This window comes from Streptomyces monticola (assembly GCF_042665355.1).
Taxonomy (GTDB): Bacteria; Actinomycetota; Actinomycetes; order Streptomycetales; family Streptomycetaceae; genus Streptomyces; species Streptomyces monticola.
Window position 1 is genome coordinate 150,647 of record NZ_JBHTCF010000009.1, and the last position, 16,101, is coordinate 166,747.

Consider the following 16,101-nt stretch of genomic DNA (forward strand, 5'->3'; position numbering starts at 1 on the left):
GACGATGCCCGCACATCGAAAACCGGACATCGGACTGCGAGTTCAGGGGGACGGTCATGGCGGGTGTGGGTGTAACGCCTTACTGGGAGCTGACGTTCGACGCCGACGGAGACCCGGACCGGCGCCGGCGCGAGCGGCTCGTCGAAGAGGTGCGGGGGCGCGGGGTGAAGGACCTGCTGGTCTTCGCGCACGGCTGGAACAACGACCGGTCCGTCGCGACCAAGTTGTACGACCGGTTCTTCGCCCCGTTCCCGCAGCTCGCGCCGCGGGCCGGGCTCGGCTACACGGGCGTGGTGTGGCCCGCGATGCGGTTCTCGGACGAGCCGATCCCCGACTTCGACCCGGCGGTGCTGCCCGCCGGTGCCGCCGCGGCCGCGGGGCCCGCGCTCGACAAAGCCACCCGGCAGGCCCTGAACGAGGTCTTCCCCGGCTCGGGCCCGGTGATCGAGCAGATCGCCCGGCTCCTGGAGGAGCGGCCCGCGTCGCCGCCCGCCTTCGACGAGTTCGGGCGCCTGGTCCGGCAGTTGGTCGAACCGCCCGCCGATGCCATCGGGGCCGCGGCGGCCGCCGACACCCAGGAGGAGAGCCCGCAGGACGGTCCGGCGATGCTGTTCGACGACACCGCCGCGGTGTGCCAGGGCTTCATGGAGGCGCTCGCGCAGACCGGGGCCGTCGAGGAGTCGACGGAGGAGCAGGAGATCGGCTTCGGCCTCGGCCGGCTGTGGAACGGCGCACGCGAACTGCTGCGGCAGGGCACGTACTACGCGATGAAGCGGCGTGCGGGCACCGTCGGACAGCTCGGGCTCGGACCCGCGCTCGGGCAGCTCGCGCGGGAGGCGCCCGGTGTGCGGGTGCACCTCATCGGGCACAGCTTCGGCGGGCGGCTTGTCTCGTTCGCGCTGCGCGGGCTGCCGGACGGCGTCCGGAACGTGAAGTCGGTGACGCTGCTCCAAGGCGCCTTCTCGCACTACGCGTTCGCGGAGCGGCTGCCCCACCAGCGGCGCAGCGCCGGGGCGCTGCGCGGACAGCAGGGCCGGGTGGACGGGCCCGTGGTGTGCTGCTACTCGAAGCACGACACGGCGCTCGGGGTGCTGTACCCGATGGCGTCCCGGATGGCCGGGGACTCGGCGGGGCTGCTCGGCTTCGACCGCAAGTGGGGCGCCCTGGGGCACGACGGCATCCAGGCGGTGCCCGACACGAAGGGGTTCACGCTGCGCGAGGCGCTCGCCGCGGACCTGCCGGACAGCGGCTGCGTGAACATCGACGCGGCCCAGGTGGTGCGAAGGGGCGGCCCGCCGGCCGGCGCCCACAGCGACATCTGCCACGAGGAGCTGGCGCGTGTGGTGCTGGCGGCGGGCCGCATCAAGGGGTGACGGAGGTGGCAGGGGGATGAACTGGCCGGACCGGCTTGCGGTCCGGCCGCCCCCGCGTACACCGGTCAGCGGTGCCGGGGGAACTCCACCACCTGCTGGTACGTCGGACGGTTCTGCCACTGGATGGGCTGGTGGGTGAGACCGCCGACCGCCCGGTGGATGATCGTGTCCGAGCACCACTGGTCGCCGGCCTTGCAGCTGTCGTCGCCGGGATAGACCTCGGTGGCGGGCTTGGCGGCGGCCTGGGCGAGGGTGGCGAGCAGGGCGTCGCGGCAGGCGTCGAGTTCGCCGTCACCGCAGTAGGTGTCGCCGAGCTTGCCCTGGACCGGCTGCCCGAGCACGGTGCGCAGATCCTTGTCGACGTAGCCCCACCAGCCGTACTGGAAGGCAGAGCCCGCGTGCGAGCCGGTGGGGCCGTGGCCCGCGGAGGGTGACTCGTCCACGGCCAGCTGCGCCGTCAGCGACTTGTAGAGACCGTCGCCGAGACCCGGCTTGAACTCGGCTTCGACGAGGAGCGGCCACCAGGCGTCCATGAGGCGGATGGCGTCGGAGTGGGCGTAGGTCCTGGAGCCCGCGGCGGTCTGGTTGCGCTGGGCGCCCGCCTTGCGCCAGGCCTCCAACTGCTGGATGGCCTTGGCCAGTCGGGGATCCGTGACCGGCTTGTCGCGCAGCACCTTGAGGAGTTCGGGCAGCACCTGTTCGCCGCGCAGATCGGTGACCGCGGCCTCGGCCATGGCCTGGGTGAGCGAGGCACGGGTGACCCCGCCCTCGTCGACCAGCTTCTTGACCCGGTCGTCGAGGAGGTCGCCGCGGTGCACGGCGCCGTAGCCGAAGCCCGCGCCGCTGAAGTCCTCGGCCTGTTTGTTGTTCCAGGAGATGTAGTAGTCCTGGTTCACCGACTGCGGGTGCTCGGCGGGCGGGGTGTAGGCGGCGGTGTTGTGGGCCGGGTCGAAGTCCCGCCATTCGTAGTCGGGTTCGGCCCGTACGGGGAACGAGGGATCGACGCCGGCGGCGCGCACCGGGTTGGAGCCGCTGTTGTAGTACGCGGTGTCGCGGGAGTCGGCGTAGAACCAGTTGAAGGCGTAGCCGACACGGTCGGCGGCCTTCTGGAACGACTTGGCGTCCTTGACGTAGGACGGGTCGTTGAACATCTGGAAGCCGATGATCGAGTCGGCCTCGTGCCGGTAGGTGGAGCGCAGCGAGGTGTAGGCGACGGGCTTGCCGTCGACGGTGGCGCGATGCGTGACGGTGCCGTACTTGGTGCGGAAGACCTGGAGCCGGTAGGAGCCCGCGGCCGTGGAATCGGCGAGGGTGGGCTTCCAGGCGTTCTTCTTCTCCAGCTTCTCCATGGGCAGGCACTGGCCGCGGTAGCGGTAGTGCGTGGACTGTTTGGTGGGCGCCGAGCCGTCGGGCGAGCACAGTTCGACGGCGTAGGTGTCCGTGATGTCCTGTCCCGCGGAAGTGGCGCTCCACGCGTAGTCCTGGCCGCGGCCCAGCTGGATGTACATGCCGACACCGGCGAAGGAGACGCCGCGGGCGCTGATCCCGGGCCCGTCGAGTTCCTGCATCATCAGGAGCTGGGGCGCGAAGTAGCCGGTCTGCGGCCCGAAGACGGCGACCGGGTTGCCGCTCGCGGTGTGTTTGCCGGAGACGAGCAGGGCGTTGGACATGCCCTTGCGTGACGAGGAGTCGGCGCCGCTGAAGGTGTCGGCGGGCAGCACGCCCTTGTCGTACATGCCCTGGAGCTTCTTCAGCTTCCCGGGGGCCTTGACCGGGTCCTTGGGTGCGGCGCCCGAGGCGGCGGCGGTCTTCGCGGCGCCTTCGCGGTCGTATACGAGGGGTTCCTGCTCCACGGAGCCCGCGTCCGGCATGGCCTTGCCGCGCGCCTTCTCCGGCTTGCCCGCGTACGGGAAGCTCGAGCCGTCGTGGACGGTCAGGACGGTCTCGGGGTCGTTGCGCTGGCGGAAGGACTCCCAGACCTCGGTGCCCTTCTCCACGCCGTACTTCTGCTGCGACTTGAGCAGCGAGAGCGCCGCGTCGACCTCTCCTCCGCCGCCGCCTCCGAAGAGACCGCCGACGACCGAGGCGAGGGCGATCAGGTCGGTGATCTTGAACGGCTGGATCTCACCGATGTTGGTGATCGCGTCGACCTTGCCGGTCAGGACGTACTCACCGGGGAAGTAGCGGCCCTTCTTGGCCTTCTCGCGGTAGGCGTTGAGACCGTCGACATAGGCCTGGGCGTCCTTCATGGCCTGCTCGCCGCGCTCGCCGCTGTTCTTCCGCAGCCACTCGACCTGCTGTTCCAGGTCCTTCTCTGTGTACGGGGCCTGCGGCCAGAACTGCTGCTCCAGGCCCTGGTTGGCGGGGGCGCCGCCGGCGAAGGAGGTGAGCTCGCCGCGGCCGATGTGCCGGAACAGATCGATCAGCCAGAGGCGGTCCTGGCCGGCGGCGAAGCCCGCGCCGAACTCGGTGCCGTAGCGGGTGGTGCCCTTGATGTGCGGCACGCCGTTCTGCTTGTCACGGGTGATCGTGACGTCTTCGCGCGGCTTGGTGACGGAGGCGACCTGGTCGTCCGGCACACCGAAGGAGGATTCACGGAAGAAGTCGGTGAGGGTGTCGTCCGTGAGGGACGGGTACCCGGAGGACAGGGCGTCGTAGGGGCCCAACTGGTCGTCACTGTGGGCCGGTTTGGTGCCGAAGAGGCGGTGGCCGAGGATCTCGGCGAGTGTGGCGCTGCCGTTGGCGCCCGGCGGCAGGATGTCGGCGCACTGGGTGCCGCAGTAGTCGTCGGTCGGCGTGGGTTCGGCCGCCGCGGCCTGCGGGAGCGGCGACAGCAGGCCTCCCATCAGGGCCGCGGCCGCGATCAGTGCGCCGCTGCCGCTGCGGACACCCTGGCTCGCGATACGTGGGATGCGCCGTCGCATTCCTGCTCCTCCCGAAGTCGGTGGCCGGGAGGTTACCGGCGGTAGGACAGCGACAGAAGATGAACATGCGTCACCTTTTCCGAATCACCACAGACGGCCGCGGCAGCAGGCCGCGAATGGCGCAGCGCGTGCCATGACGTATTCGCGCGGGCGTTTACGCCGATCCCACCGCCTCTGTGATGGACTCCCCCGCACAAGGCGTGGCGCACGTGCAAGACAAGCTGATGGCTGCCATCGGAAATCGGATGGAGCCGGATCGCCGGTCGATACGTCTATACGCCGACGTCATTTCGCCGACGCCGAAGTAGCCGCAGCAGGAGCGACGGAGGTGCGATTGCGATGGCAGGATTCAGAAGCCTGGCGAGACAGGTCAGGGACGGACGCAACGACCTGGCGCTACGGCGCTATTCGCTGCGCAAGTGCCTTGAGCGGTTCGCCCCCTACGGACACCGGGCGACCTGGAACCATCTGTGCACGAGGGCCGGTTTCGGACCAGAGGACCGGTCACCTGATCCGGCGCGGCTGATGGCCGCGCTCGACGAACTCGAAGAGGCGCGGGCGGTATGGCTCGCGTACGAAACGGAGTTCGCGCTCCGGCGCAAGCAGGAGAAGCACGACGGCCTGCGCCGCCCCGGCAGCGTGGACGACTGGCACCGGCTGACCTGGGGCGGGCACGGCGTCGCCTGGTGCGACGACCCGGAGACCCACCCCGGTGAACCCCTCGCCGATGTGCTCGGCAAACTGATCACGGCTCTGGAGCGCGATCCCGGACACCGCTGTCCGGTGTGCGACTCGGCCGACATAGCCTGGAAGTACGACTTGGCGCACGAGCCGTCGGCGGGTCCGGTGTGCACCGGCTGCGGCATCGTCGTCCCGCAGCCCGTCCTCGCGCCCGGCGCCCTCTCGAAGGCCCGGCACGGACGGACTCTCATCTCCGTGTGAGGACGACGGGGGTGCGCCGAAGCCGCCGCACCCCCGTGCGCGTACGGCTCAGGGTCTTTTCACATCCGTGTGGATCGCCAGCTTGAACTGAGCGTGGACCAGCGGGGTCTTGATCTTGGTGTCGCCGCGTCCGCGCGCCGAGACCTTGAAGCCGACCGGCGTGCCCGGGTGCACGAACATCTGCCAGTTGTACTGGCGGTACTGACCGCCGCCGGTGGGCGCCGAATCCGTGGTGGCCGTGGAGTCGGGACCGTCGCCGGTGCCGAGCGGGTCGCGTACGAAGCGTGCTCTGTACTCTCTGGGATCGGAGTCGGCCCCCCAGAAGACGAGGGCAGACACCACTCCCCAGCCGTCGTGGCTCGGCCATATCAGTCCGGAGCGGGCGTCGGGGTACTTCGACGGCCTGCCGCCGCCGTGCGCCGGGTCGTGCATCTTCCAGGGGTCGTAGGACTCCTGGCTCTCCGTGTAGGGGAACCGCACCAAGTGGTAGCCGTCCCTGTCGTAGACGATCTGCTGCTTCCCTGCCTGTGCCGCGTCCCACAGGAGCGAGCAGATGACGAGGCTCATGGAGCCCTCCCTTAGCATCGGGGCCATGGTGCAGGTCTGTCTGAACGGTGCCCGCGCGGCGGCCGGAGGTACCGCGGTACCGATGTCTCCCGAGGCGATGGCCGAGGCGGCGGAGCGGGCGGTCGCCGCAGGCGCCACGGATGTTCACGTGCACCCCAAATCCCCCTGCGGCGAGGACACCCTGTCCCCGCGCGCGGTCGCGGCGACGCTCGAAGCGGTACGCGCCCGGGTCGGCGTCTCCGTCGGGGTGACCACCGGAGCCTGGGCCGAGCCGGAGCCGCGGCGGCGCGTCGAGCGGATCCGCTCCTGGACGGTGCTGCCCGACCACGCCTCGGTCAACTGGCATGAACCGGGCGCCGAAGAGGTCGCGGCGGCGCTGATCGAGCGGGGCGTGGCCGTCGACGCGGGGATCTGGTCGGGCACGGGCGGCGCCCGGCGCTTCCTCGCTTCGCCCCTCGGACCCGAGGTGTCACGGGTCCTGGCCGAGGTGACCGAGCAGCACCCGGAGCGGGCCGAGGCGGCGGCGCGGGCGCTCCTCGACGAACTCGGCGCCGCGCACGGGCGTCCTGTGCTGCTGCACGGCGAGGAGTCCGGGGCCTGGCCTGTGCTGCGGCTCGCGCTCCGCCTCGGGCTTCCCACCCGGATCGGCATCGAGGACGTACTGGTGCTGCCGGACGGGCGGCCGGCCGCTTCGAACGCGGAGTTGGTGGCGGCGGCGCTCGCGTCCTACTGACGGACGGCCGCCATCGTCACCTCGCCACTACGCCACTACGCCACTGTGTCACCGCGTCACTTGCGCTTGTCCGCGAGCAGGCGCGAGCCCGTGAGCCGCTCGCCGAAGACATCGTCCGGGTTGGAGAGCACACAGGTCTCCAGGGACAGACAGCCGCAGCCGATGCAGTCCGTCAGATGGTCGCGGAGGCGGCCCAACTGCTTGATCCGCTCGTCGAGTTCCGAGCGCCAGGCCTCCGAGAGCCGGGCCCAGTCGTCACGGTTCGGGGTGCGCTCCTCGGGGAGTTCCGCGAGCGCGTCCCGGATCGTCGCGAGCGGGATGCCCACCCGCTGGGCCGCGCGGACGAAGGCCACACGGCGCAGCGCGTCACGGCCGTAGCGGCGCTGGTTCCCGCTGGTGCGCCGGCTGCTGATCAGGCCCTTGGACTCGTAGAAGTGCAGGGCGGAGACGGCCGCCCCGCTGCGCGCGGACAGCTGGCCGACGGTGAGCTCATGGATCTTCTCTGGAATCTGCGGCACCCGACGGACCCTACCTGCGGCGCTCCGTTGACACGCGTCCACACCGGCGACCATGCTGAGCAAGCGCTTAGACACACTCATCCGGGAGGCATGGGACATGGCAGAGCCAAGGATCTTCACGTCGGTCGAGGAGTTGAAGGCCGCCGTCGGCGAACAGCTGGGCACCGGCGACTGGCTGGAGGTCGACCAGAAGCGGATCGACCTGTTCGCGGAGGCCACGGGCGATCACCAGTGGATCCACGTCGACCCGGAGAAGGCGGCACAGGGACCCTTCGGCACCACCATCGCGCACGGTTATCTGACACTGTCGCTGCTGCCCACGCTCGTGCCCCAGATCATGCGCGTCGAGAACGTCAAGATGGGCATCAACTACGGCACGAACAAGGTCCGGTTCCCCTCCCCCGTGCCGGTCGGCTCGCGGCTGCGGGCGACGGGCACCCTTACGGACGTCACCGAGACCAAGGACGGCGGGGTGCAGCTGACCACGACCGTCACCGTCGAGCGCGAGGGCGCCGACAAGCCCGCCTGCGTCGCCGAGTCCGTCTCCCGCTTCTACTTCTGAGAACCCCGGGGGCCCTGGGCCCCCACCATGCGCAGGACGAGGTCGGCGTACATCGCGCCGACCTCGTCGGGCGTCCTGCGCCCGGCCACGTTGAACCAGCGCGCCACGTCGATGCACAGGGAGAGCACGGCGAGGGTGGTCCCGGAGACATCGGGGACGTCGAACTCCCCCGCCTTCACACCGTCGTTGAGGATCCGGCGTACCGCCGCGTCACACCTGCGGCGCAGCTGGACGACCTCCGCGCGGTGCTCTTCGCCGAGCGCGTCCAGTTCGTACTGCACCACGCGCGCGGTGGTGTGGTGTCCGGCGTGCCAGACCACGAAGGAGCGCACGGCCTCGGCCAGCCGGTCCGCGGCGTCGCCCGGGCCGTCGGCCGCGGTCTCCAGGATGTCGAGCGCCTTGGTGTGCCCGATCGCGCTGATCTTGTGGAGCAGCTCTTCCTTGGTCTTGTAGTGGATGTAGAGGGCGGCCGGGCTCATGCCCGCGCGGCCCGCGATGTCCCTGGTGGTGGTCGCGTGGTAGCCGCGTTCGGCGAAGGCCTCGACGGCGGCGACGAGCAGCCGCCTGGCCGCGTCCGGCGTCACCTCGCCCCACGGCATGTCCTCGCCGCCGGTCTCCTCCGCCGTGCCCGCCGAACCCATCGCAGACCCCTTCCCTACTCGCAGGACGAACACCATACCCCGCCAGTGAGCAAGCGCTTAGGGGTACGGGTCACAGCCCGCTGAAGGGGTCGGCCGAGCGGGCCGCCTCCTGCTTGTCCCTGATCACCTTGGCCAGGTTGAAGGCGGAGGTCGTCAGATAGAGGATCGCGATGCCCAGGAAGGCCCGCACCCAGACGTCCACGTCCATGTACAGGACGGCGACGGTCACGGCGAGGAGCGAGACGGAGAAGGACGCGATGGCCATGGCGTAGTACGCCGAGGTGTTCTGCGGCTTGCTCGGTGCGTCTGTCATGCCGAACAGGGTCGCGGGCGGCGCCCGCGGGGGCCATCCGTACGGATACTCAGTCCGTACTCAGAAGGCCGAAACCCCGGTCAGGGCGCGCCCGATGACCAGCTTCTGGATCTGGCTGGTGCCTTCGTAGAGGGTCATCACGCGGGCGTCGCGCAGCAGCTTGCCCACCGGGTACTCGTCGATGTAGCCGTAGCCGCCGTAGACCTGCAGGGCATTGTTGGCGGCGCGGACGGCGGCCTCCGAGGCGAAGAGCTTGGCCTTGGAGGACTCCGTGGCGAAGGGCAGGCCGCGGTCGATGAGGTCGGCGACGCGCCAGGTGAGCAGGCGGGCGGCGTCCACGTCCACCGCGATGTCACTGATCAGCTCCTGCACGAGCTGGTGGTGCGCGATGGGCTTGCCGAACTGCTCGCGCTCGCCCGCGTATCCGACGGCCGCGTCCAGGGCGGCCTGGGCGATTCCCACACAGCCCGCGGCGACGGACATCCGGCCCTTGGCGAGCGCGGACATGGCCACCGAGAAGCCCTTGCCCTCGGGCGCCATCATCGCGCTCGCGGGCACCCGTACGTCTTCGAGCACCAGCTCGGCGGTGGCCTGGCCGCGCAGACCGAGCTTGCCGTGGATGGTGCGTCGGGTCAGGCCGGGGCTTGAGGCGGGCACCAGGAAGGCGGAGACACCGCGGTGCCCCGGGGCGTCGTTGGTGCGGGCGAAGAGCAGCACCACATCGGCCCAAGTGCCGTTGGTGATGAACATCTTGGAGCCGTTGATGACATACGAGTCGCCGTCGCGTACGGCCTTGGTGGTGAGGTTGCCGGCATCGGAGCCGGTGCCGGGTTCGGTCAGGCCGAAGCAGCCGACGTACTCGCCGGAGGTGAGCCCCGGCAGCCACTGGTGCTTCTGCTCCTCGCTGCCCCAGGCCGCGATGGTCTTGGCGACCAGGCCGAGCGAGACCGAGACGATGCCGCGCACCGAGGAGTCGCCCCGGCCGAGCTCCTCGGTCACCAGGCAGTAGGCGAGGTGGTCGCCGCCCGAGCCGCCGTACTCCTCGTCGATGGTCAGACCGAGGAAGCCGACCTCGCCGAGCTTCTTCACAAGGGCGCGGTCCACGCTCTCTGCCCGGTCCCACTCCACGACGTGCGGCCTGATCTCGCCGTCGACGAAGTCCTCGGCGAGCTGCCGGACCGCGGTCTGTTCCTCGCTCAGCTCCAGGTTCACGCGGCTGCACCCCACTTTTAATTACCACTGCTAGTTTTTCGTTGGCAGGCCCTACTATGAGCGGCATGGCCCGACCGCGCAAGCCCCTCCTCAGCCGCGATCTCATCGTCGACACGGCTCGCGCGCTCGTGGACGCCGAGGGGCTCGCGGCCGTCTCCACCCGCCGTCTCGCCGCCGAACTCGGCGTCAGCGGACCGTCCCTCTACAACCACTTCCGCACCAAGGACCAGATCCTGGAGGCGGTCGCGGACTCGGTGAGCGCCCAGGTCGACCTGTCGATGTTCGAGGACGGCCGGCCGTGGCGCACCGCCCTGCACGACTGGGCCGTCTCGTATCGCGCCGCCCTCACCGAGCACCCCAACATCGTCCCGGTGCTCGCCCAGGGCCCCGGGCGGCGCCCGGCCGGACTGCGGGTCGCGGACGCGGTGTTCGGGGCCATGACCGCGGCGGGCTGGCCGTCCGCGCAGGCGACCTCGATCGGCGCCCTGATGCGGTACTTCGTCATGGGGTCGGCGCTCGGCTCCTTCGCGGGCGGCTTCGTCGACGACGAGACGGCGTACGACCCGGCCGACTATCCGCACCTCGGCCAGGCGCATCTGCTCGCCGAGCGGCAGGAGAAGATCGACGAGCGCGCCTTCGAGACGGGGCTGCGGGCACTGCTCGACGGGCTCGCGGTGCGGTACGAGGCACTCGCCGGTACGGCGCGCCGCGAGTGAGGGGGGTCGTCGGTACGGCGCTCCACGAGCGAAGAGGGCCGTCGCTACCGCACGCCACGAGTGCCGGTGACCGTCGTTACCGCACGCCACGAGTGCCGGTGGCCGCCGGTGCCGCACGCCACGAGTGCGGTGACCGTCATTACCGCGCGCCACGAGTGCCGGTGGCCGCCGGTGCCGTGCGCCACGAGTGCGGTGACCGTCGTTACCGCACGCCACGAGTGCGGTGACCGTCATTACCGCGCGCCACGAGTGCCGGTGGCCGCCGGTGCCGTGCGCCACGAGGCCGCCTGTGCCCGCATGAGGACCGAAGGCTGCCGTCGACTCGCTCCCGCCGATTGACGGTTGTCGTTAATTCATTCGGCGCCGAAGCTTTTCGGCCGTAAGTTCGCCGTCATGACATCCCCTTCCCGGTCCGCACGCCGCCCCGAGGTTCTCGCGTTCGCCGCCGCCGCGGTCACCGTCGTGCTGTGGGCCTCGGCCTTTGTATCCATCCGCAGTGCCGGCGAGGCGTACTCGCCGGGGGCGCTCGCCCTCGGCCGGCTGCTCGCGGGCACCGTGACGATCGGCCTGATCTGGGCGGTGCGCAGGGAGGGCCTGCCGCCACGGGCGGCCTGGCCGGGCATCGCCGTCGCGGGCGTGCTGTGGTTCGGCCTGTACATGGTGTGCCTCAACTGGGGCGAGCGCCTCGTCGACGCGGGCACGGCGGCCCTCGTCGTGAACATCGGCCCGATCCTCATGGCCCTGCTCGGTGCCCTGTTCCTCAAGGAGGCCCTGCCGCCGCGGCTGCTCGCCGGGATGGCGGTGTCGTTCGGCGGCGCCGTGGTCGTCGGCCTCTCGATGTCGGGCGAGGGCAACGCGTCCCTGCTCGGCATCGCGCTCTGCCTGGTGGCCGCGCTGACGTATGCGACCGGTGTGGTCGTGCAGAAGCCCGCGCTGCGGCACGCGAGCCCGCTGCAGGTCACGACGTTCGGCTGCGCGATCGGGGCGGCGGCCTGCCTGCCGTTCGCCGGGGTCCTGGTCGACGAGGCCGCCCACGCCCCGCTCTCCGCCACGCTCAACATGGTCTACCTGGGCGTCTTCCCGACCGCCCTGGCCTTTACGACCTGGGCCTACGCCCTGGCCCGTACGACCGCGGGCCGGATGGGCGCGACGACCTATGCCGTACCCGCGATCGTGGTCCTGATGTCCTGGATCGCCCTGGACGAGGTGCCCGGGTGGCTGACCCTCGGCGGCGGCCTGATCTGCCTCGCGGGCGTGGCGGTGTCGCGCTCCCGGCCGCGCCGGGCCCGCGACACCGCCGTGCCGGCCGAGACCGCCGCTGCGGATCAGGGCGCGGCTCCGGACCGCGCGGACGGCGAGAAGGTCAGCGCGCCTTCGCCCTCCCGGCAAGGATCTTGATGCTGATCAGCGCGACGACCGCGAGCAGGATGATGTACGCCGCCACCGACATCGATGTGCCTGTGGCCTCAAGGAGCAGCACCATCACGAAGGGCGCGAGCCCACCGCCGCCGACGGCCGCTATCTGGTAGCCGAGCGAGGCCCCCGTGTAGCGCATCTCGGCCGTGAACAGCTCGGCGAACAGGGCGGCTTGGGGCCCGTACATGATGCTCAGGAAGCAGCTGGTCACGAAGGTGCCGAGGGCCAGCCAGAGCAGGGAGCCGGTGTCGATGAGCAGAAACATCGGCACCGCCCACACCGCGAGTCCGGCCGCCCCGAGCGCGTAGATCCTGATCCGTCCGATGCGGTCCGAGAGGGCCGCGGAGAGCGGGATCAGGGCGAGCTGGGTGAGGCTGACGCCGAGCGAGACCATGAGCACCGAGCTGCGCTTCATGTCGAGTTCGCGGGTCGTGTAGTCCAGGACGCCGGTGATGATGATGTAGAACGTCGCGGTGTTCACGGCGAAGGAGCCGCCCGCGAGGAAGACCGTGCCGAGGTGCTCACGCAGGATGGTGCGCAGCGGCGAACGCTGCTCCCCCTCGCCCTTCTCCTGCTCGGCGAGCGCCTTCTCGGCCTCCTTGAACTCGGGGGTCTCCTCCACGCGCGCGTGGATGTACCAGGCGAGTGCGAGCACGAACAGGCCGACCAGGAACGGCAGTCGCCAGCCCCAGGACGCGAAGGCGCTCTCACTGGTGAGGCCGCCCGCGACGAGGAAGACGGTGTTGGCCGTCACCACCCCGATGGGGACACCGAGTTGGACCAGGCTGCCGTAGAGGCCGCGCTTGCCCTCCGGCGCGTACTCGGTGGCCATGAGCATCGCGCCGCCCCACTGGGCGCCGACCGCGACGCCCTGCAGGATGCGCAGGACGACAAGCAGCAGCGGGGCCGCGATGCCGATCGTCTCGTACGTCGGGAGCAGCCCGATACCCGTGGTGGCCAGGCCCATCAGGGTCAGGGCGAGCACCAGCATGGGCTTGCGGCCGCGCTTGTCGCCGAGCTGCCCGGCAATGATGCCGCCGATCGGCCGGGCCAGGAAGCCGACCGCGAAGGTCGCGAACGCGGCGAGCACGCCGGCGGACGGGCTGCCCGCCGGGAAGTAGAGGTCGCCGAGGACAAGGGCCGCGGCGATACCGAAGACGAAGTAGTCGTACCACTCGACGGCGGAGGCGAGCGCCGCCGCGGTGGCCACCTTGCGGCGGTGGGAATCCGCCGGTGCGGTGGCGGTGGAGGGCGTGACTGCGGAAGGTGCCGAATCCATGCGGGTGCACACTCCGGTGGGTGCGGGGACGGAGATCAGGGGGGCGGCGCCGTGATGTCCGGGGAACGTACCGACCAGTCGGTGCGGGGTCAACGGGTCGTGCGGTCACAGTTTCTGCCTGCGTATTGCACGCCTCCTTCAGCCACTTGACCTGGAGCTCTGCGCGGCGAGCAGCACGAACACCTCGGAGCGGGCAGCACAAGCGCCCCGGCCGCCGCGGGGGCGTCCGGGGTAGGTCTTGTGGAGTGGGTCTTGTGGGTTGTGCGGCTGTGGCGCGGGGCGGGCCGCTCGCTAGTGGAAGACGACCAGTGCCCTGCCGCCCTTGCCCGCGACCATGTTCTCGAAGGCGGCCGGGATGCCGTCGAGGCCGATGTGCTCGGTGACCAGGGAGCCCAGGTCGAGCCGGCCCGCGCGGATGTGCTCGGCGAGGACCGGCAGATCACGCTCGGGGTCGCTGTTGCCGTAGACGCAGCCGGAGAGCGTGCGGCCCCAGTGGAAGATCTCCAGGGCGTTGAAGGTGACTTGCTGGTCCTTGCCGCCGATGCCGACGACCGTCGTGCGGCCGCCGCGCCGCGTCGACTCCCAGGCGGTACGGATGGTGGCGGCGCGGCCGACGCACTCCACGGCGACGTCGGCGCCCTGGCCGCCGGTGAGCTTCCTGATCTCCTTCGCGGTGGTGTCGGACGCGACGACGTACTCGGTGGCGCCGGCCGCCCGGGCCAGCTCCTCCTTCTGCGGGGAGACGTCGACGGCCACGACCGGTCCCGCGCCGGCGATCCTGGCGGCCTGGAGCGTGGCCAGGCCGACCCCGCCGACCCCGAAGACGACGACCGACTCGCCCTCGCGCACGCGCGCGGAGTGGTGGATCGCGCCGTAGCCGGTGAGCACCGCGCAGCCGAGCAGGGCCGCGTCGGTGAGCGGGACGCCGTCGGGCACGGGCAGGACACAGTTGGCCGCGACGACGGTCTCCTCGGCGAAGGCGGCGACGTTCAGGCCCGGGTGCAGCTCGGTGCCGTCGGGCCGTTTGGCGTAGACGGCGGCGGCGCCGGCCAGCGCGTTGTTGCAGAGCCAGACCTCGCCGAGCGTGCAGGGGTGACAACTGCCGCAGGACGGCGCCCAGTTGAGGACGACACCGTCGCCCGGGGCGACCCGGGTGACGCCCTCGCCGACGGAGACGACGGTGCCCGCGCCCTCGTGGCCGAGCACGCACGGGGTGGGCACCCGCATCGTGCCGTTGGACAGGGACAGATCGGAGTGGCACACCCCGGCTGCGGCGAGGCGGACCCTGACCTGGCCGGGACCGGGCTCCGGAAGGTCGATCTCCGTTAGTTCCAGGGGGGCGTTGACGGCGGGCAGGACGGCGGCGCGGACCACGGTGACGTACTCCTCGGAGAGGTTCAGAACCGGTCGGTCATGCTCAGGACTGGCTCAACTGGCTCAACTGGCTCAACTGGCTCAGAACTGCAGGGACTTGGTCTGGAGGTACTCGCCCAGGCCGTGCGGCCCCAGCTCACGGCCGACGCCCGACTGCTTGTAACCGCCGAAGGGCGCCTGCGGGTTGAAGCGGCCGCCGTTGATGTCGACCTGGCCCGTGTCCATCCGGCGCGCGAAGGCCACGGCCTCCGCCTCGTCACCGGCCCAGACGGCGCCCGCCAGGCCGTACACCGTGCCGTTGGCGATGGCCAGGGCCTCGTCCTCGTCGGCGTACTTCAGGATCGACAGGACCGGGCCGAAGATCTCCTCCTGGGCGATGGTCATGTCGGGGGTGACGTCCGCGAAGACGGTGGGGGTGATGAAGTACCCCTTGTCCTGCGGGGATTCGGGGCCGCCCACGACGACGCGGGCGCCCTCGGCGGTGCCCCTCTCGATGTAGCCGCGCACCCGGTCCTGCTGCTTGGCGTTGACGACCGGGCCGATGCGGTCGCCGTACTTGGCCGCGGCCGCGGCGGCGAGCGTGACCGCCTCGTCGTACTGGTCGGCGTGGACGAGCATGCGGGTCCAGGCGCTGCAGGTCTGGCCGGAGTTGGACATGACGTTGGCCACGCCGACGTTCACCGCCTTGGCCAGGTCGGCGCTCGGCAGGATGACATTGGCGGACTTGCCGCCGAGCTCCAGGGCGACCGGCTTGATGGCGGCGCCCGCGGTGGCGCCGATCTGCTTGCCGACCGCGGTGGAGCCGGTGAAGGAGACCAGGTCCACGCCGTCGTGCTCGGCGAGCGCCTGGCCCGCCACGGGTCCGAGTCCGGTCACGAGGTTGAACACGCCTGCGGGTACGCCCGCTTCGTGCGCCGCCTCGGCGAAGAGCTGGGCGACGAGCGGGGTGTCCTCGGCGGGTTTGAGGACAACGGTGCAGCCGGCGGCGAGCGCGGGAGCCACCTTGGCAACGATCTGGTGCAGCGGGTAGTTCCAGGGCGTGATCGCGCCGACCACGCCGACCGGTTCGAGCAGCACCGTGGAGTTGCCGATCTTCTCCTCGAAGGAGTACGAGGCCGCGAGTTCGGCGTACGAGCCGGCCACGGCGATGGGCACGCCCGCGTGCACCATCTGCGAGAACTGCAGCGGCGAGCCGAGCTCGGCCGTGACGGTCTCGGCGATTTCGTCCTTGCGCGCGACGAGCACATCGCGCAGGGCGGCGATCTTCGCCGCGCGCTCGGCGGGCGGTGTGGCGGCCCAGGCCGGGAAGGCGGCGCGGGCGGCCTTGACCGCGGCGTCGACATCCTCGGCGGTGCCGGCCGGGACATGGGCGATGACCTGCTCGTCGGCCGGGTTCACCACCGCGATCGTGTCCTGCCCCGCGGCCGGGCGCCAGTCGCCGCCGATGTACATGCCGTCGTGCGCCTTCATGGCACTCCTTCCGAGCCTGCCTGCGTCGTCCGCGATCTAAACTAGCGCCGTTAGTTTTTTG

15 protein-coding genes are annotated in these 16,101 nt (G+C 70.9%); 6 read left to right on the forward strand and 9 right to left on the reverse strand.

Annotated elements, in window-relative coordinates; all coding sequences use genetic code 11:
- The first annotated feature begins 56 nt into the window (after positions 1 to 56).
- Positions 57 to 1,373 (forward strand): serine-threonine protein kinase, encoded by a 1,317-nt coding sequence (locus ACFQVC_RS21935; RefSeq protein ID WP_381832753.1) that lies wholly within the window; start codon positions 57 to 59, stop codon positions 1,371 to 1,373.
- Between the two features lie 65 nt (positions 1,374 to 1,438).
- On the opposite strand, the gene ACFQVC_RS21940 is transcribed toward ACFQVC_RS21935, so the two are convergent.
- Positions 1,439 to 4,297 carry a penicillin acylase family protein gene (locus ACFQVC_RS21940; protein WP_381832756.1) on the reverse strand — a complete coding sequence of 953 codons (2,859 nt, stop codon included), beginning with the start codon at positions 4,295 to 4,297 and terminating at the stop codon, positions 1,439 to 1,441.
- Positions 4,298 to 4,636: 339 nt separating this feature from the next.
- On the opposite strand from ACFQVC_RS21940, the gene ACFQVC_RS21945 reads away from it, so the two are divergent.
- Positions 4,637 to 5,239, forward strand: a complete 603-nt coding sequence (locus tag ACFQVC_RS21945; protein WP_381832759.1) for a hypothetical protein — start codon at positions 4,637 to 4,639, stop codon at positions 5,237 to 5,239.
- Between the two features lie 48 nt (positions 5,240 to 5,287).
- Here the strand turns inward: ACFQVC_RS21945 and ACFQVC_RS21950 are convergent, their stop codons facing one another.
- Positions 5,288 to 5,806 (reverse strand): hypothetical protein, encoded by a 519-nt coding sequence (locus tag ACFQVC_RS21950; RefSeq protein WP_381832762.1) that lies wholly within the window; start codon positions 5,804 to 5,806, stop codon positions 5,288 to 5,290.
- Positions 5,807 to 5,831: 25 nt separating this feature from the next.
- On the opposite strand from ACFQVC_RS21950, the gene ACFQVC_RS21955 reads away from it, so the two are divergent.
- Positions 5,832 to 6,539, forward strand: coding sequence for a 3-keto-5-aminohexanoate cleavage protein (locus ACFQVC_RS21955; protein WP_381832765.1), 708 nt, complete (start codon positions 5,832 to 5,834; stop codon positions 6,537 to 6,539).
- Between the two features lie 56 nt (positions 6,540 to 6,595).
- Here ACFQVC_RS21955 and soxR read toward each other — a convergent pair whose 3' ends face one another.
- Entirely contained in the window at positions 6,596 to 7,057 is a 462-nt protein-coding gene (gene soxR, locus ACFQVC_RS21960; RefSeq protein ID WP_381832768.1) for a redox-sensitive transcriptional activator SoxR, read from the reverse strand.
- A gap of 97 nt (positions 7,058 to 7,154) precedes the next feature.
- Between soxR and ACFQVC_RS21965 the strand changes: the two genes are divergently transcribed.
- Positions 7,155 to 7,619, forward strand: a complete 465-nt coding sequence (locus ACFQVC_RS21965; protein WP_381832771.1) for a MaoC family dehydratase — start codon at positions 7,155 to 7,157, stop codon at positions 7,617 to 7,619.
- Here the strand turns inward: ACFQVC_RS21965 and ACFQVC_RS21970 are convergent.
- From ACFQVC_RS21970 to ACFQVC_RS21980, 3 genes are all read right to left on the reverse strand, one after another.
- On the reverse strand, positions 7,610 to 8,260 hold the full coding sequence (locus tag ACFQVC_RS21970; protein WP_381832774.1) for a TetR/AcrR family transcriptional regulator: 651 nt from the start codon (positions 8,258 to 8,260) through the stop codon (positions 7,610 to 7,612). The genes ACFQVC_RS21965 and ACFQVC_RS21970 overlap by 10 nt on opposite strands.
- A gap of 70 nt (positions 8,261 to 8,330) precedes the next feature.
- Positions 8,331 to 8,573 carry a YiaA/YiaB family inner membrane protein gene (locus tag ACFQVC_RS21975; RefSeq protein WP_381832777.1) on the reverse strand — a complete coding sequence of 81 codons (243 nt, stop codon included), beginning with the start codon at positions 8,571 to 8,573 and terminating at the stop codon, positions 8,331 to 8,333.
- Between the two features lie 60 nt (positions 8,574 to 8,633).
- Positions 8,634 to 9,785 carry an acyl-CoA dehydrogenase family protein gene (locus ACFQVC_RS21980; protein ID WP_381832780.1) on the reverse strand — a complete coding sequence of 384 codons (1,152 nt, stop codon included), beginning with the start codon at positions 9,783 to 9,785 and terminating at the stop codon, positions 8,634 to 8,636.
- 65 nt (positions 9,786 to 9,850) lie between these two features.
- On the opposite strand from ACFQVC_RS21980, the gene ACFQVC_RS21985 reads away from it, so the two are divergent.
- Both ACFQVC_RS21985 and ACFQVC_RS21990 read left to right on the forward strand, forming a co-directional pair.
- Positions 9,851 to 10,501, forward strand: coding sequence for a TetR/AcrR family transcriptional regulator (locus ACFQVC_RS21985; protein WP_381832783.1), 651 nt, complete (start codon positions 9,851 to 9,853; stop codon positions 10,499 to 10,501).
- Positions 10,502 to 10,894: 393 nt separating this feature from the next.
- On the forward strand, positions 10,895 to 11,899 hold the full coding sequence (locus tag ACFQVC_RS21990) for a DMT family transporter (protein ID WP_381832786.1): 1,005 nt from the start codon (positions 10,895 to 10,897) through the stop codon (positions 11,897 to 11,899).
- Here the strand turns inward: ACFQVC_RS21990 and ACFQVC_RS21995 are convergent.
- The 3 genes from ACFQVC_RS21995 to ACFQVC_RS22005 form a co-directional block, all read right to left on the reverse strand.
- A complete protein-coding gene (locus ACFQVC_RS21995; RefSeq protein ID WP_381832789.1) occupies positions 11,865 to 13,196 on the reverse strand; it encodes an MFS transporter in 1,332 nt (443 codons plus the stop codon). The two genes, ACFQVC_RS21990 and ACFQVC_RS21995, sit on opposite strands and share 35 nt — an antisense overlap.
- A gap of 291 nt (positions 13,197 to 13,487) precedes the next feature.
- The gene (locus ACFQVC_RS22000) at positions 13,488 to 14,570 is read right to left on the reverse strand and encodes a Zn-dependent alcohol dehydrogenase (protein ID WP_381832792.1); all 1,083 of its coding nucleotides are present in this window, start codon (positions 14,568 to 14,570) and stop codon (positions 13,488 to 13,490) included.
- Between the two features lie 81 nt (positions 14,571 to 14,651).
- Positions 14,652 to 16,040: an aldehyde dehydrogenase family protein gene (locus ACFQVC_RS22005; protein WP_381832795.1), complete on the reverse strand. Its 1,389-nt coding sequence runs from the start codon at positions 16,038 to 16,040 to the stop codon at positions 14,652 to 14,654.
- Positions 16,041 to 16,101 lie beyond the last annotated feature (61 nt).

Coding starts and splice junctions, on each gene's coding strand:
- ACFQVC_RS21940 (WP_381832756.1), bottom strand. CDS start 4,297: ATGCGACGGCGCATCCCACGTATCGCGAGCCAGGGTGTCCGCAGCGGC.
- ACFQVC_RS21970 (WP_381832774.1), bottom strand. CDS start 8,260: ATGGGTTCGGCGGGCACGGCGGAGGAGACCGGCGGCGAGGACATGCCG.
- ACFQVC_RS22005 (WP_381832795.1), bottom strand. CDS start 16,040: ATGAAGGCGCACGACGGCATGTACATCGGCGGCGACTGGCGCCCGGCC.
- ACFQVC_RS21965 (WP_381832771.1), top strand. CDS start 7,155: ATGGCAGAGCCAAGGATCTTCACGTCGGTCGAGGAGTTGAAGGCCGCC.
- ACFQVC_RS21995 (WP_381832789.1), bottom strand. CDS start 13,196: ATGGATTCGGCACCTTCCGCAGTCACGCCCTCCACCGCCACCGCACCG.
- ACFQVC_RS21955 (WP_381832765.1), top strand. CDS start 5,832: ATGGTGCAGGTCTGTCTGAACGGTGCCCGCGCGGCGGCCGGAGGTACC.
- ACFQVC_RS21945 (WP_381832759.1), top strand. CDS start 4,637: ATGGCAGGATTCAGAAGCCTGGCGAGACAGGTCAGGGACGGACGCAAC.
- ACFQVC_RS21985 (WP_381832783.1), top strand. CDS start 9,851: ATGGCCCGACCGCGCAAGCCCCTCCTCAGCCGCGATCTCATCGTCGAC.
- ACFQVC_RS21935 (WP_381832753.1), top strand. CDS start 57: ATGGCGGGTGTGGGTGTAACGCCTTACTGGGAGCTGACGTTCGACGCC.
- ACFQVC_RS21950 (WP_381832762.1), bottom strand. CDS start 5,806: ATGAGCCTCGTCATCTGCTCGCTCCTGTGGGACGCGGCACAGGCAGGG.
- ACFQVC_RS21975 (WP_381832777.1), bottom strand. CDS start 8,573: ATGACAGACGCACCGAGCAAGCCGCAGAACACCTCGGCGTACTACGCC.
- ACFQVC_RS21990 (WP_381832786.1), top strand. CDS start 10,895: ATGACATCCCCTTCCCGGTCCGCACGCCGCCCCGAGGTTCTCGCGTTC.